The organism is Desulfovirgula thermocuniculi DSM 16036 (genome assembly GCF_000429345.1).
In the GTDB taxonomy this organism is placed as follows: Bacteria; Bacillota; Desulfotomaculia; order Desulfotomaculales; family Desulfovirgulaceae; genus Desulfovirgula; species Desulfovirgula thermocuniculi.
On sequence record NZ_AUBR01000043.1, the window covers coordinates 16,475 to 29,924 of the forward strand.

A 13,450-nucleotide genomic window follows, 5' to 3' on the forward strand; every position below is an offset into this window, starting at 1 on the left:
GCTGTATGCGGCATTTTCGAGGCCCTCGACATCCCCCTGCCACCCAGGGTGTACGAGGCCCGGTTGGGGCGGGAGAGGACCAAAAACTAGATACACGCTTGCTTTTCCCCAGAGGCGGAAAGCCTTGCAGCAGGCGGCTTTTCGCCCTGTAAAAAAGCGGTACTACTATCGCACTTTTATGCTTTTCTGTGGTATACTCTTAAGCAAACAAGTTTGCTTAAGGGTGCCAGAACGTGGCTGCCCTGCCGGAAATTAAAAAAAAGCTCCAAGAGGTCTTCCCCGAAAAACAGGCCCAGGTGCTCTTGGAGCTGGTGGACCTGGCCAATGAGCTGGTAAAGGCCGGCGATTTTGCCGAGCTAAAGCAGGTGGTCAAAGAGCTGGCCGAAGCGCAAAAGCGCACCGAACAGCGCATCGAGGAGCTTGCCGAAGCACAAAAGCGCACCGAGCAACGCCTGGAGGAGCTGGCCGAGGCCCAGAAACGCACGGAGGAACGCGTGGGCGGCCTCGAGCGCGCCCTGCAAGAGCTGGCCGAGGCGCAGAAGCGCACGGAAGAAGAGCTGCAAAAGCTTGCCGCCGAGCACGCCGAGACCAGACGCCAGCTGGGCGGTTTGGCCATGACTGTGGGGTACACCCTGGAAAATGAGGCTTACAAAGCCCTGCCCGCCCTTTTGCAACAGGACTACGGTTTGGTGGTAGAAGGCCGCCTGAAGAGGGCCCATGTGCTCCTGGGCAACGGCGATTACCTGGAGGTAAACATACTGGGCGACGGTACCTTGGGTGGGCGCAGGGTAAAGGTCGTCGGGGAAAGCAAAACCCAGCTCTCCCAAGACGATGTGGACCGCTTCCTCAGGCGTAAGCTGGGCAAGCTAAGAGGTGTCTTTCCGGAGGTTTTCCCTGTGCTGGTTACTCACATGACCACCTCCCCCGAGGTGGAAGAATACGCAAAGAAAAAGGGCATCGCCGTGTACTACTCCTATGAGTTTTAAGAACTAGGCATAGGAGTTCCACTCAGGGCATGAACAAGGAGGGAAAAACAAGATGACGATAGAGAAACATTATAAAAAGAGGTATGAAACAGGCGATACTCCTTGGGATATTGGCAAACCCGATTTTAACCTTATTCAAACTGTGACTACGATGGCCATAAGACCCTGTAAAGCACTGGATATTGGGTGCGGAACTGGTGATAACTCCATATGGCTTGCCCAAAACAACTTCGATGTGGTGGGCATTGATACTTCGGAAATTGCCATACAGAAGGCTATAGAGAAAGCTTCAAAAGCTAATGTCAAGTGTACCTTTATTGTGACCGATTTCCTTAAAAACAAAATTGGAGGAGCGCCATTTGGCTTTGCGTTTGATAGAGGTTGTTTTCACTTATTAAATTCGGATGAAGAACGGAAGATCTTCGCTAAAAATGTCGCTGACCATTTAGAAAAAGATGGTCTTTGGCTGAGTATTATTGGCAATGCTGATGAACAACGTGATGGTCCAGGTCCACCACAGCGAACTGCCAGAGATATTGTTAACTCTGTAGAGCCCTACTTTGAAATCCTTTCGCTCGTTTCAGGCCATTTTGGATCTAACCGCCCAAACCCTCCCCGGGCCTGGGTTTGCCTGATGCGTAAGAGGCGTTTTGTATAAGTGCCCTGCCATATGGCCACATCCCAACTCTACGCCTCCGCCACCTCCGGGACTTCTTATGTCGGCCACCTACAGCTGGCGACCGGTCTTACTTCTCGGTCGCTATATTTATTGGTTCATGGGACGGAAAACCACTCGGTGCCTTTTTTTGTCCGTTAGAGGTTGATTTTTATCTCCTTGAGGTATAAACCGCTTATGTTTCCTGTTTAACCTTTCGTACCTAAAATATTACCATTCGGTAAGGCAATAAAGCATTTGACCGGAAAGTCATTTACAATGCGAAAACAGTCACAATACTATTTCAATAAAAGCATAAGCGTTAGGAAGCATAATTGAAACCGGCAAAAGGAGGGTACGGGAATTATGGAAGCGAGAGAGAAAGGGAGAGGAACGGGGGTTATTCCCCCGCAGGTGAAGGCTTTTATGGACTGGGCCGCCCGCGACCCGGAGGGTTTCTGGGAGGAAGCGGCGCAAAAAGCCTCCCCGGACATTTACTGGTTTAAAAAGTGGGACAAGGTGTTTACCTGGGACTACCCCACCTTTGAGTGGTTTTCCGGCGGCCTCACCAATATCTGCTACAACTGCCTGGACTACAAGGTGAAAAGAGGGCTGGCCGGAAAGGCGGCGTTAATTGCCGAGTCGGGCGAAACGGGCGAGGTAAGGGTAATCACTTATGGCCAGCTTCTCTCGCTGGTGAAGCGGTATGCCGCCGCCCTGCGGGGCATGGGGGTGCAAAAGGGCGACCGCGTGGCCGTGTACATGCCCATGGGCATTGAGTCTGTGGCGGTCATGCTGGCCTGCGCGCGCATTGGGGCCATCCACGTGGTTATCTTTGCCGGCTTCTCGGCCATGGCCGTGGCCGACCGCCTGCAGGTCACCGGCGCCAGGTACATCTTTACCCAGGACGAAGGCTCCAGGCGGGGCAAGCCGGTTCCTTTAAAGCCCGTAATTGACGAGGCCCTCTCCAAGTGTCCCGAAGGCCTGGTGGAGAAGGTGGTGGTGCTGCGGAAGAACAGGGAAAAAGCTCCCCCCATGAAGGAGGGGCGGGACATCTTCTGGGAAGATTTCCTGGCTCTGGCGCAGGGGCAGAGTTCCGACGTCGTCCCCGTGGAGTCCAACGAGGTGCTCTTCCTGCTTCCCACTTCCGGCACCACGGCCAAGCCCAAGGTCACCGTCCAAAAGCACGGCGGCTACCAGATTTACGTGTACTCCATGGCCAAGTGGATTTACGGCCTCAAGGAAACCGACGTGTGGTTTTGCACCTCCGACATCGGGTGGATTGTCGGCCACAGCTACAACGTCTACGGCCCCCTCCTGGCGGGAGCCACCTCCATTCTCTATGAGGGCACGCCCGACTACCCGCGGCCTGACATGTGGTGGGAAATTGCCGCCCGCAACCGCGTGACCGCCATGTGGCTTTCCCCCACCGGCGTGAGGGGCCTCATGCGCCTGGGCACGGAGCAGGCCAAAAAGCACGACCTCACCTCGGTGGAGCGTGTCTTCTGCGCCGGGGAGGTTTTAAACCCTGCGGCGTGGAGCTGGCTGCAGGAAGAGGTCTTTGAAAACCGCATCCCGGTTATCGACCACATGTGGCAGACGGAAACCTCTGGCCCCATCTTCGCCAACCCCTACGGGCTGGGCATGATCCCCATTAAGCCGGGTTCGGCGGGCATTCCCGTTCCGGGCGTGGTGGCCGAGATTGTCGACGAGAAAGACGGCAAGCCCGTGCCGCCCGGGCAGAAGGGGATCGTGGTCATAACCCGTCCCTTCCCGGGGCTCACCTCCACCCTCTGGGGCGACCCCGAAGGCTACAAATACCAATACTGGGAGCGTTACCCCGGTACGCAGGGCAAGTACTGCTGTGGCGATGCCGCTTCCTGGGACGAGGACGGCTACATCTGGTTTGCCGGGCGCTCCGACGAGGTCATTAAAATTGCCGCCCACCGCATAGGCACCATCGAGGTGGAAAACGCCCTCATCTCCCACCCCGCGGTGGTGGAGGCAGGCGTTTCCGGCGTGCCGGACGAGCTTAGAGGCGAAGTGGCCTGCGCCTTCGTGGTGCTGAAACAGGGCTACCGGCCGAGCGAGGAGCTGAAGAAGGAATTAATTGCCCATGTGAGGAACACCATGGGGCCCATTGTGGTCATTCGCGACATCGAGTTTGTCAACACCCTGCCCAAGACCCGCAGCGGCAAAATCATGCGCCGCGTGATGAAGGCCCTCTGGCTGAAAAAAGAGCTGGGCGACCTCTCCACCATCGAAGAAGAGGCCTCCGTGGACGAAATCCGCGAGGCTATTAAAAAGATGCAGGCCACGAGCTGAAAATTGGCGCCCTTTTCCCCGCAAGAGTAAAGAGGTCCGGTAAGCTTTTTAGAAAAAAGGGGAGGGCAGGTCATGGCGGAGGAGAAAATTTGAAATCAAAGAGGCAATTGCCGATCCGGGATCGCTGGGGCTGGCCTGCTTTGCCCTCACCACTTTTTGCCTCAGCCTCATAAACGCGGGGATAGTGTCGAAGCAGTCGCTGGGCGTGGTCATTGCCCTGGCCCTCGTCTACGGCGGCACCGTGCAGATACTGGCGGGCATGTGGGAGTTTAAGAAGAACAACGTTTTTGGAGCCACCGCCCTCTCCTCTTACGGTGGCTTCTGGGTGGCCTTTGGCATCATGGAGTTGCTGAGCCTCCTAAAAAGTCTTTACCGTGCCCCCCGAGGGGGTGCTGATGTTCCTGGTGGCATGGACCATCTTTACCTTTTACATGTGAATAGGCAGCTTTGCCACCAATAAGGCCCTGGCCGCGATCTTCACCCTGCTCATCGTCACCTTTATTCTCCTGGACATTGGCGCTGCAGGCAGCCATACCGCGTACGTATGGGGCGGTTACCTGGGCATTATAACGGCCCTGGCTGCCTGGTACGCCTCTGCCGCCGGCATCCTCAACACTGTGTGTAAGCAGGAAGTCTTGCCGGTGGGCCGCAGGAAATAGACGCTGGCTTAAAGCCCCGGGGGCCTGGTCGGTTGGAAGTGCTGGCCAGGCCCCCTTTTTACCGCAGGCGAAAATTTATGCAGAGGGAGGGATGCTATGCCTCCTCATGTAGCCGTCATCGAAGGGCCGGCGCTGCAGCTGGTGCAGGCCTTACTTGCGGAGAGGGAAAAGCTCCTCGAGGCCCGCCGCATCAAGGGTGAACTGGAGGCAATTTTAAACTCGGTGCAGGAAGCCATTGAGGTGGCCGGTGCACGGGGGATAGTATACCTTTAGGGACATCCTGGGAAGCAGTAATGAGCTGCGCCGCTGCATCCAGCTGGCCGATCTCCTGCGGGTATTGCAGGATACGGAATTTGAAAGAATTGGCGGTAACCGCACTGTAAAAGTAGACGTAAGGGTAATTGCCGCCACAAACCGCGACCTGAAAGAACTGGTTCGCCAGGGTAAATTTTTATTACCGCCTCGGCGTGGTGAAGATTACCATATCTCCTCTCAGGCTGCGCAAGGAGGACCTACCTGTGCTGGTAGGCAACTTTATCGCCAAGCTCAACCGGAAATTGGGCAAAAAAGTCAAGGGCATAACCAGGCGCGGAAGAGCTGCTTTTTAGTTACGATTGGCCCGGCAATGTGAGAGAGCTGGAAAACGTTCTCGAAAGGGTTGTGATCACGACTGACGAAGAAGTGTTGACCGGAAAACATTTTAGCCCCTACATAACCAATGTCAGTTACGGTTGGGAACAGGGTTGGGAACTAAAGTAGAGAAATAGTGCCATGAAACGATGGAGCGGTTGCTAATTGCAAAGGCGCTGGCCAAGTACGGAACCAGTGGCTCGGGAAAGGTTAAGGCTGCGGAAGCGTTGAATATATCCCTCTCCACTCTTTACAACAAGTTAAAGAAGTACCGCCTGAGCGGAATGACCTGCAAGATTTTTGTCACGAGGTAGGGTGATGTTAGTCAGTTTGCGGCTGTTCCTCCCAGCGGGCTTTGAGCTCCCGGTCGGGAAGGCAAATGGAGACTACGAGGCCTACCGTGAGTAACAGGGCACCGACGAAAAAGCCGTGGGTTATACTTTGAGAAAAGGCGTATTTGAACATCACCACGCGCGGATCGCCGGGGGCCTGCAGCAGGCCGGTAAGCGCCCGGCCGGGATCAGCCGTTGAGGCGGCTCCCGGAGGCAGAAAAGAAGCCAGGCGGCTGCGCAGGTCGCCGATGACAAGATTGCCAATAAGGGCGCTGCCGAAGACCCCTCCGATGCTCCGGAAGAGCTGGGAAACTGCGGTAACCACGCCCAACTCCGTGCGCCGCACCGTGTTTTGTACGGCTACGGTAAATGTGGGCATGGCCACCCCCATACCGGTGCCGGTGATGATCATCCCTGTAATCACCATGGCATGTGTAGCGTCGGCCGGCAACCGGCCCAAGTAGAACATGCCGCCGGTGGCTACCGCTAAGCCCAGGACGGCACACACTTTGTATCGGCGCAGGCGGGAAATGAGCTGGCCGCTGGCGATTGCCCCCACCACCAGTGAAAGCATAAGCGGCGTCAGAAGGGTGCCGGAGTGGGTAGCGGTGATCCCGGTCACCACCTGTAGGTACATGGGCAAGTACAAAGTTACGGCAAACATGCTGAGGGTGACGAGAAACAAAATAAGTGTAGAGACGACAAAAACGGTATTCTTCCACAGCCGGGCCGACAGTAACGGCTCGGGTGATTGCCGATCGGCCAGAACGAATAAACCCCCTGCGACTGCGGCTACTCCAAAGCCAGTTAGAACGCGCCGGGTGGTCCAGCCCAAGTCCTGCTGGGCAAAAGTTAGGGCCAGCAGCAGGCCGAGCAGTGCGATGGTTAAGAGCAGGGGGCTGCCGTAATTGTACACGGATTTAACCGGTTTTCTGTAGGCAGGCAGGGCATAAGTGAGCAGCCCCAGGGCAATTAGCCCAAAGGGAGCGCTGACGTAAAAAACCCACCGCCAGCTTAAATGATCGGTAATCCAGCCGCCTAAAGTCGGGCCGCAGAGGGTGGCAAGGGCAAAAATGCTCATCATGATTCCCTGCCAGCGCCCCCTTTGTGCAGGGGGAAAGAGTTCGCCGATGGTAATTGTGTTCATGGCCATGAGCATGCCGCCGCCGAGGCCCTGCACGGCCCTCGCTCCAATCAGCCAGCCCATGGTATGGGACATGCCTGAGGCCCAGGAGCCGAGGAGAAAGAGGAGGACCCCGCCCAGGAAGAAAGGCCGGCGTCCCCATATGTCTGAAAACTTGCCGGTTAGCGGGATCACCACGGTGGAGGCCAGGAGAAAGGCGGTGGCTGGCCAGCTGTAAAGATCGAGCCCGCCCAGTTCGGCTACAATGTGGGGCATGGCCGTGGCTACCACCGTCTGGTTAATTGCGGAGGTAAACATGGTAATCACGAGCGCCACCAAAAGGTACCTTCTTTTTTTGACGGTAAGTATTTCCAGCACCGAGTTTTGGCCCCCTTTAAAATTTAAAACTTTTAATAGTTTAACACGTTAAGTATTATAACTCCTAAAACTCGAGTTATCAAGAAAACCTCAAGATTATGCGCGTACTTCAGGCCGTACAAAAGAGAAGGTGAAGGGATCAGCTGGAAGAAATTGGCCATGGCTGTAGGGCGTCCGGCCCCGGCAGAACATATAGACTCCGCTGGTGACAATGTTCGACAGGGTTTTACTTGACGTTTTCTCTGAGAGATGGTTCAATTAACCTAAGTTTTCCGGTGAAGGAAGGTAGAAATCATATGCGCAGGTTTATCTTTCCCGTACTGGTCCTCCTTTTAGTGGCTTTTGCCGGCGTTTCCCTGGCTTTCGCTCAACCGCCGGATAGGGAAGAGCTATTGGGCGTCTTTCCGGAAGCTCCCGACACAAATGGGCCGGTTACCCGTGGCGCCTTCGGAGCCATGCTGGTCAAGGCAGCCGGGCTGCCGGCAGCGAGCGCTCAGGTTGACCTGGGAACGGATGTGGACCCGCTGAGCTGGTTTGCCCCCGCCCTGGCCACACTTAAAGAGAAGGGAATTATGGCCGGTTATCCCGACGGCACCCTGCGGCCCGGCCAGCCCGTGAGCGGCGCGGAAGCCGCAGTCATGGTGGCCCGCGCCTTAGGTTTGTACGGCACCGCGGGCCAGCCTGAAGCCGGTCCTTTAAAGTCCGACCACTGGGGCAGTTCGCTGTACAACTGGCTGGTCAACCAGGGGTTGATTTCCGCCCGGTCCAATCCGGAAGGTACGCTTACCGTTGGGGAAGCGGCCGACTTCCTGGCCCGCGTGTTCGGCAGCGACCCGCAGGCGGTGGACATCGTGGAAAAAAGCGGACGGGCGCATGCCGACGTCAAGGCCATGCGTGTCAAGGCACATATTGACATGGTCATGCAGCCCCGCGCCGGGATGGCCGGTCAGGTGCCCGCTTTGAGCGCCGCGGGGGAAATGACCACGGAACTGCTTCTGCCCGCAACCGTGCACCAGGTCACCCGTTGGCGGTTTACAGCTGCCGGAGGTCCTGCCGCAGAGGGCGGGCGGCTGCCGGAGATGGAGGTAGAACAGTACCTGGTTAACGGGAAAATGTACATGAAGATGGCCAACCCGGCCACGGGCGGAGCGGAATGGGTGCGCCTGCCGGAGAACGCTGCACCGGATTTAGAAACTTTGATGAAAGAGAGACTGGAGGCAATCAGGTCGAGCGGTGGCAGGATACCGGAGGAATTGAAACCCTACTTCCACTACCAGCTCTTGGGGACCGCGGAAAAAGAGGGCCGCAAAGTGTTTGAGGTAGGATATTACGGGCGGATTGATGACCTGGCTGCCTTTCTAAAGCTGGCCGTGCCCGAATCACTGCGCGGCACGCTGGGCGGGCCGCAGTTTGAGCGCTCCCTGAACGAAGCCGGGAAATTAATCAGGTCCATATCCTACTGGGGCAGGGACTACATCAAGGCGGACGATTACCTGTCCTGCGGCAGCGAGTTGAGGACGGTGATAACTTTTGCCGACCGCTTCCAGGGCGAGGCGATGCCGTATGAGCTCATCGAGATGCACATGCGGATGGAGGATTACGCCTACGGGGAACAGGTCAAGATTGAGCTGCCGCCCGAAGCCAGAGAGGCCGGGGAAATGCCCGTGCTCCCGGGTAAATAACGCAAAAGGAAAATTTGCGGGAGGTAATGTTAGATGCACACCAAAGCTAACAGGATTGTTGGGTGCTTTGTTTCTCTAATAGTGCTTTTTTGTTTTGCCTTGCCGGTATGGGCGGCGGAGCCGGATGCCGGAGGTATAGCGGTCATCGGCACCGGCAGGGTCTATGTCGTGCCGGATATGGCGGAAGTCACCGTGGGCGTGGTAACTCAGGGGACCACGGCGGCAGAGGCCCAGGCGGAAAACGGCAGGCGCATGCAGGCGGTGATACAAAAACTCAAAGAGCTTGGTTTAGATGATGCCGACATGCACACCGGGGGGCTTAGCGTGCATCCGGAATATAATGAGGCGCCGGCAAAGGAAGAGCCGTCCCAGATAGTGGCCTACCGGGCCGTTAACAGCCTGGTGGTGAAGGTGAAGCCCGTAGACATGGCCGGTAAGGTTATTGATGTGGCTCTGGCCTCCGGGGCAAACCAGGTGCAGAGCCTGCGCCTCATGCCCGGCGACACTACCGCGCCGGGGCTGGAAGCCCTGGCCCTGGCCGCGCAGGACGCCCGACGCAAGGCAGAAGCACTGGCCCGGGCGCTGGGGGTAAAGCTTGGTGCGCTTCAAAGCGCCTCGGTGGATGTCTATTGGCCGGTGCCTCCAGTTTACCGTGATGCGAGGGCACTTCCGTCCGAGTCCACGCCTGTATTGCCCGGGCAGATTGAAATAACGGCCACGGTGCACGTGAGATATGCCATTGCCGCTTGGTGATGCGCAATACTCTGGGCTGAAGCCTGGCGCGGCAATCTCGGCGCCGTAATGGTGGAATTTGAGGCGAGGTATGAGGGTAAAGAATGGCAGTTGCAGGAGGTAGCCTTTGGCATATCATAGCACCCGCCTTACCGGGCAGGAAGGAGGCACAGGTAATGAAAAAAGTTCTGTTCCTTGTTTTTATCGTCATAATGGCTGGCCTTGCGGCTAAGGCCGCGGCGGGAAGCCCGGTGAAGGTGGTTGTCAACGGAGAGCCGCTTTCCTTTGACGTGACGCCAAGGATAGAAAGCGGACGCCTCATGGTTTCCTTACGGGCGGTGGCAGAAGCTCTGGGGGCGGTAGTGGAGTGGGATGAAGCATCCGGGACCGCCACCGTTACCGGCGGCAGTGCCTCTTTTGTACTCAACCTTTATAGGCACCGGGCCCTTGCCGGTCCCGTGGCCCCCGACGACTACGCGGCACTCGGGGCGGTGACGGCGCTCCGCCGCCACATAGCCGAGCAGCACTGGACCGACCCTTGCACCTGGAACCCCGCAAAAGTCCTGATCAAATACGAGGTTATGTACCTTACCAACGACTCTTTGGCCATCGCGCCCCCTCCTCTAAGAGACTTTCGCGGCGCACAGCGGGGTGCTTACCACATAACGGTGCGGCTGTACTTTGCCGATTTTAGCGGTTCTGCGGTGAGAGCCGGCACTTTGCTGTATGAAGAAAAAGTCGCTCATAAAGAGCGGGTGCTCAGCCGCCGGGGGCCCACACCCAGCGGGTTCTGGTACGAGGATTGGGAATTTACCGTGGCACCAAAGGGCGAACCGCTCCTGCGGGAGCACCGGGAAAACGGCTCATACCGGGCCGAGCTGGAGCAAGGCGGGTTTGGCTGGGAAGTGGTGGCGTCAAGGGGCCCGCTAAAAACGCAGGAGTTAAAAAGGCCGCCTGTGCTGGTGGACCCGGTGACGGCGGGTTCTCCCCCAACACCGTAAAAACCCCTACCATATTTAAAGATAAAGATTAAGGATGTTGCTTAATGGAACGATTAATAGAGCGCATACTGAAGGTGCTCCCAAACCTGCTGGCCGCCTTATTAATCGGCTGGCACACCGTGGCCGCTTCTTGCGCCCTTGCCGTGGCGGGTGTGCTAATGAGAAGGCCGCTCTGGCTGCTTTTTGCCGCCGCGCTCTACGCTCCGTTTGCCTGGTACCTCGGCTGCACACCGCGTTTTGGCCCCTCCGCATGGCTGCTGCCCCTGCTGCCGGTAGGTGCGGCCCTTGCGCTCATGCTGGGGGCAACCAATCGACCGTGGGTTTTTATCCCGTGGGTTTTTGTTGCGGGGCTGCTGCTGGCAAACCTCGGGCTCCTGGTCTTGCTTTTTCTCGGTTCTCGATAGCCGGGCATAATTAAGGATAGATGAGGGTGAGGAGAAGATGGGAGTAAAGGCAGTCGGCTGGTTTGCGGTAGCTCTCCTCTTATTAATTTTTTTGTCCGGATGCAGCGCTCCTCCCCGGGAGGAGTTTTCCTACCGCGAGGATCGGCGGAACATAGCAGGCCTGACGGTGTGGGAGTACCCCCACGTGCGAACACTGGTGAGAATCGACGACCCGGCCGTAGCGGCCTTTTTCCTGCGCCTGCTCGAAGAAGAAGCAATCCCCGCCGCGCCCCCCGAGCCCCCGCCGGAAAGGCATTACCTCTCTTTTTTCGTAAAAAGGGGGGAGGCGGCAGGGGAGACCAGGCGCTATCCCTACCTCTGCCGTGCCTGGGACCCCGATGCGCGGGGCTACATCGAACTTGACGACGGCTGGGTGCAGGTTCCCCCGGCCTTCAACGGCCTGCTCTTCAGCCTCGCCGGATACCGGCAAATTTCCGGGGCCCTCGAAGAGCCCAATGCGGCATTCTTAAAGCAGCACGGGTGGACGGCCCTGGCGAAAATCAACAGCGGGACGGTTAAGCTTCCCGAAAGGCTTCTTCACCGCGCGGGCGAATTTCCCGTGGTGCTTTACTGGGCGTATAACAACGAACTGAGCAGGGACGTCGGCCTGGACTTGTCCCCCTATCTCGGGCAAGAGGTGGAAGTGAGCCTTTATAAAGTTGCCGAGCCCCTTCCGGAATTCATGGGTCCCCGCCGCTGGGCAGGGCGGGCGGTGGTGGTGAAGAGCGGGGGCCGCATAATCGGCTCCTGGCTGGATGCCGGGCGCCACTACGGGTTTGCCTGCTCCCTGAAGGGGCGGCGCCTGGAAGAAGTCACCGGAAAAACGTTTGCGCAGTGGGCCGCGGGCTTTGCCGACCCGGGAGACGAGCGCGAGCGTAAGCTGGCCACCCTGTCCCTGGAAGAAGTAATCAGGGTCTACTACGATGCCGTGAACAGGGGCGACCACAGCCTGGCCTATGCCTGCCTGACCAGGGAATCCCTTACTGGCTATCTCTTTGCGAACATGGATAACAACTGGTTGTACAACGGCTCTTACGAAGAGGCTTCCCCGGACGGCATTGGAAACGTCCGGCGGGCTACGGTATTGAGCGTTAAGGAAATGAACGTCTTTTCCGGAGAGCGTGATCCGGAAACCAGGAACTTTGCGGTAGAAGTGGACCTGCAGTTTAAAAAGCTTATCACCATGGACAGCGGTAGGCACACCCTTTTCTTTACACTTAAAAAAGAGCCTCCCTTGGGTGGTTGGCGCATAGCCGGCATCGGCACCGGGCCGTAAGGTGTCGAAAGGTGCTTTGCATAAGGAGAACGGTCGATGCCAATGGAGGTGGAACAAAATTTGGGTGAAAAAAAGAGGGGCAAAGCTTGATTATGCCGGTGCAAGAGTTTTCTTTCCTTTGATTCTCATGATCATGGCCGTGCTGGCAGGCGGGTGCCAATTCGAGGTGGGACTGGCGCAAAGCGGTAGACGGCACCATTCTTTATCGGCCGCTGAGAAAATCAGCGTCAATATGATTTGCTTCGGCAGCGAAAACGAACAAAAGGCTGAGGCTGCCGAACTTACGGTATATTTTCGCCGACCACCAACGCCAGGTGACCGGGGTGCGGAAGTGATAATAGGCCTTGCCGGTCTACAGGCGGCAGGGTGGGAGGGGATTATTGTTTACCCGGAAGGTGCCGGGACGGAATCGGTAGCGGCGGAACTGGCCGCAAAGATTGTCGACGGTTACAATGCCGATATATTTAGATTTTACCTCAAACCAAAAGGGGAAAGTGGAGTTAAGGAGTTGTTAAACAACCTGGAGGTCCGTTTTATTGGAAACGACATTGCCGGCAGAAGTAGTGCAGTCAAGTTTACTGATTTGCTCCGGCAGGGCGCTGCTGAAATATTCTGGTATGGCAGCAATTACGTAGTTGCCTCGCAGCTAAGGGTGGAGGCGGGCGGCCAAATTTTCGTCCGCCTTGTGAGCAGTGAGTGCCAAAAATTTTGTGGGGAAAGCAATAGAGCCCCTGCCCTGGGTCTCTTTCACTCGCAAATCGGGTTGGTCAAAAACTACGCTTCCTGCAAAGAAGCTATATGGCAGATACGCATTCCTTCTGGCCTGCCCGAGGGCGTTTACTACTTTCTAGATGCCGATGCTGAGTTTCACGTTAACAGCGGCACTTGTACTCATGCCTACATAGAGATACGCAACCCCGGTTTACGCTTTGATACAGGGGCGCCCGCGCGCTACCGGCTGGTATCTTCGGCAGCAGCGGTTTACGAGCAACCGGACGCTGAAGGCATATGCCTGCACACCCTGCCTGCGGGTGCGGTGGTTAAAATGCTGGCCGAAAAGGTCGTAAACGGCGAGCTGTGGTGCAGGACCAGTGTCCTCGTACCAGTAACACCGGAGAACTACCACGAAGCGCGGGAGCTAAAAACAGTTCTCTTGGCATTAGCAAATAACAAACAAACCTATTGCTAAAAGACACCACCTGATATAACTTAATATCAGGTGGTGTCT

At 56.9% G+C, this 13,450-nt stretch carries 16 protein-coding genes; 15 read left to right on the plus strand and 1 reads right to left on the minus strand.

Features of this window, described 5'->3' with window-relative positions; all coding sequences use genetic code 11:
- Positions 1-233 precede the first annotated feature (233 nt).
- From G454_RS0110180 to G454_RS22105, 9 genes are all read left to right on the plus strand, one after another.
- Entirely contained in the window at positions 234-986 is a 753-nt protein-coding gene (locus G454_RS0110180) for a hypothetical protein (protein ID WP_027718545.1), read from the plus strand.
- Positions 987-1,038: 52 nt separating this feature from the next.
- The gene (locus G454_RS20925; protein ID WP_084413420.1) at positions 1,039-1,644 is read left to right on the plus strand and encodes a class I SAM-dependent methyltransferase; all 606 of its coding nucleotides are present in this window, start codon (positions 1,039-1,041) and stop codon (positions 1,642-1,644) included.
- Positions 1,645-2,007: 363 nt separating this feature from the next.
- Positions 2,008-3,966 carry an acetate--CoA ligase gene (locus G454_RS0110185; protein ID WP_035107600.1) on the plus strand — a complete coding sequence of 653 codons (1,959 nt, stop codon included), beginning with the start codon at positions 2,008-2,010 and terminating at the stop codon, positions 3,964-3,966.
- Between the two features lie 130 nt (positions 3,967-4,096).
- The gene (locus tag G454_RS22085; protein ID WP_281168461.1) at positions 4,097-4,426 is read left to right on the plus strand and encodes an acetate uptake transporter; all 330 of its coding nucleotides are present in this window, start codon (positions 4,097-4,099) and stop codon (positions 4,424-4,426) included.
- 52 nt (positions 4,427-4,478) lie between these two features.
- Positions 4,479-4,625, plus strand: a complete 147-nt coding sequence (locus G454_RS22720; RefSeq protein WP_342669569.1) for a hypothetical protein — start codon at positions 4,479-4,481, stop codon at positions 4,623-4,625.
- Between the two features lie 96 nt (positions 4,626-4,721).
- Positions 4,722-4,898 carry a hypothetical protein gene (locus G454_RS22095; protein WP_211230046.1) on the plus strand — a complete coding sequence of 59 codons (177 nt, stop codon included), beginning with the start codon at positions 4,722-4,724 and terminating at the stop codon, positions 4,896-4,898.
- 64 nt (positions 4,899-4,962) lie between these two features.
- Positions 4,963-5,256: a sigma 54-interacting transcriptional regulator gene (locus tag G454_RS22100; RefSeq protein WP_211230047.1), complete on the plus strand. Its 294-nt coding sequence runs from the start codon at positions 4,963-4,965 to the stop codon at positions 5,254-5,256.
- Positions 5,253-5,384, plus strand: a complete 132-nt coding sequence (locus G454_RS22995; RefSeq protein WP_483782832.1) for a hypothetical protein — start codon at positions 5,253-5,255, stop codon at positions 5,382-5,384. The genes G454_RS22100 and G454_RS22995 overlap by 4 nt, the downstream gene beginning before the upstream one ends.
- 20 nt (positions 5,385-5,404) lie before the next feature.
- On the plus strand, positions 5,405-5,569 hold the full coding sequence (locus G454_RS22105; protein ID WP_211230048.1) for a helix-turn-helix domain-containing protein: 165 nt from the start codon (positions 5,405-5,407) through the stop codon (positions 5,567-5,569).
- 7 nt (positions 5,570-5,576) lie between these two features.
- Here G454_RS22105 and G454_RS18690 read toward each other — a convergent pair whose 3' ends face one another.
- The gene (locus G454_RS18690) at positions 5,577-7,088 is read right to left on the minus strand and encodes an MDR family MFS transporter (RefSeq protein ID WP_051276210.1); all 1,512 of its coding nucleotides are present in this window, start codon (positions 7,086-7,088) and stop codon (positions 5,577-5,579) included.
- 296 nt (positions 7,089-7,384) lie between these two features.
- Here G454_RS18690 and G454_RS0110215 point away from each other — a divergent pair, with 296 nt between their 5' ends.
- The 6 genes from G454_RS0110215 to G454_RS0110240 all read left to right on the plus strand — a co-directional run bounded on the left by G454_RS0110215 (position 7,385) and on the right by G454_RS0110240 (position 13,411).
- A complete protein-coding gene (locus tag G454_RS0110215; protein ID WP_027718548.1) occupies positions 7,385-8,770 on the plus strand; it encodes an S-layer homology domain-containing protein in 1,386 nt (461 codons plus the stop codon).
- Between the two features lie 33 nt (positions 8,771-8,803).
- Complete coding sequence (locus tag G454_RS0110220) at positions 8,804-9,523, plus strand: SIMPL domain-containing protein (protein ID WP_027718549.1); 720 nt, start codon at positions 8,804-8,806, stop codon at positions 9,521-9,523.
- Positions 9,524-9,678: 155 nt separating this feature from the next.
- Positions 9,679-10,503: a copper amine oxidase N-terminal domain-containing protein gene (locus tag G454_RS0110225; protein WP_027718550.1), complete on the plus strand. Its 825-nt coding sequence runs from the start codon at positions 9,679-9,681 to the stop codon at positions 10,501-10,503.
- Positions 10,504-10,547: 44 nt separating this feature from the next.
- Entirely contained in the window at positions 10,548-10,907 is a 360-nt protein-coding gene (locus G454_RS0110230) for a hypothetical protein (protein WP_027718551.1), read from the plus strand.
- Between the two features lie 37 nt (positions 10,908-10,944).
- A complete protein-coding gene (locus G454_RS20410) occupies positions 10,945-12,222 on the plus strand; it encodes a DUF4830 domain-containing protein (protein WP_051276212.1) in 1,278 nt (425 codons plus the stop codon).
- A gap of 64 nt (positions 12,223-12,286) precedes the next feature.
- Positions 12,287-13,411 (plus strand): hypothetical protein, encoded by a 1,125-nt coding sequence (locus G454_RS0110240; protein WP_027718552.1) that lies wholly within the window; start codon positions 12,287-12,289, stop codon positions 13,409-13,411.
- The last annotated feature ends 39 nt before the right edge of the window (positions 13,412-13,450 follow it).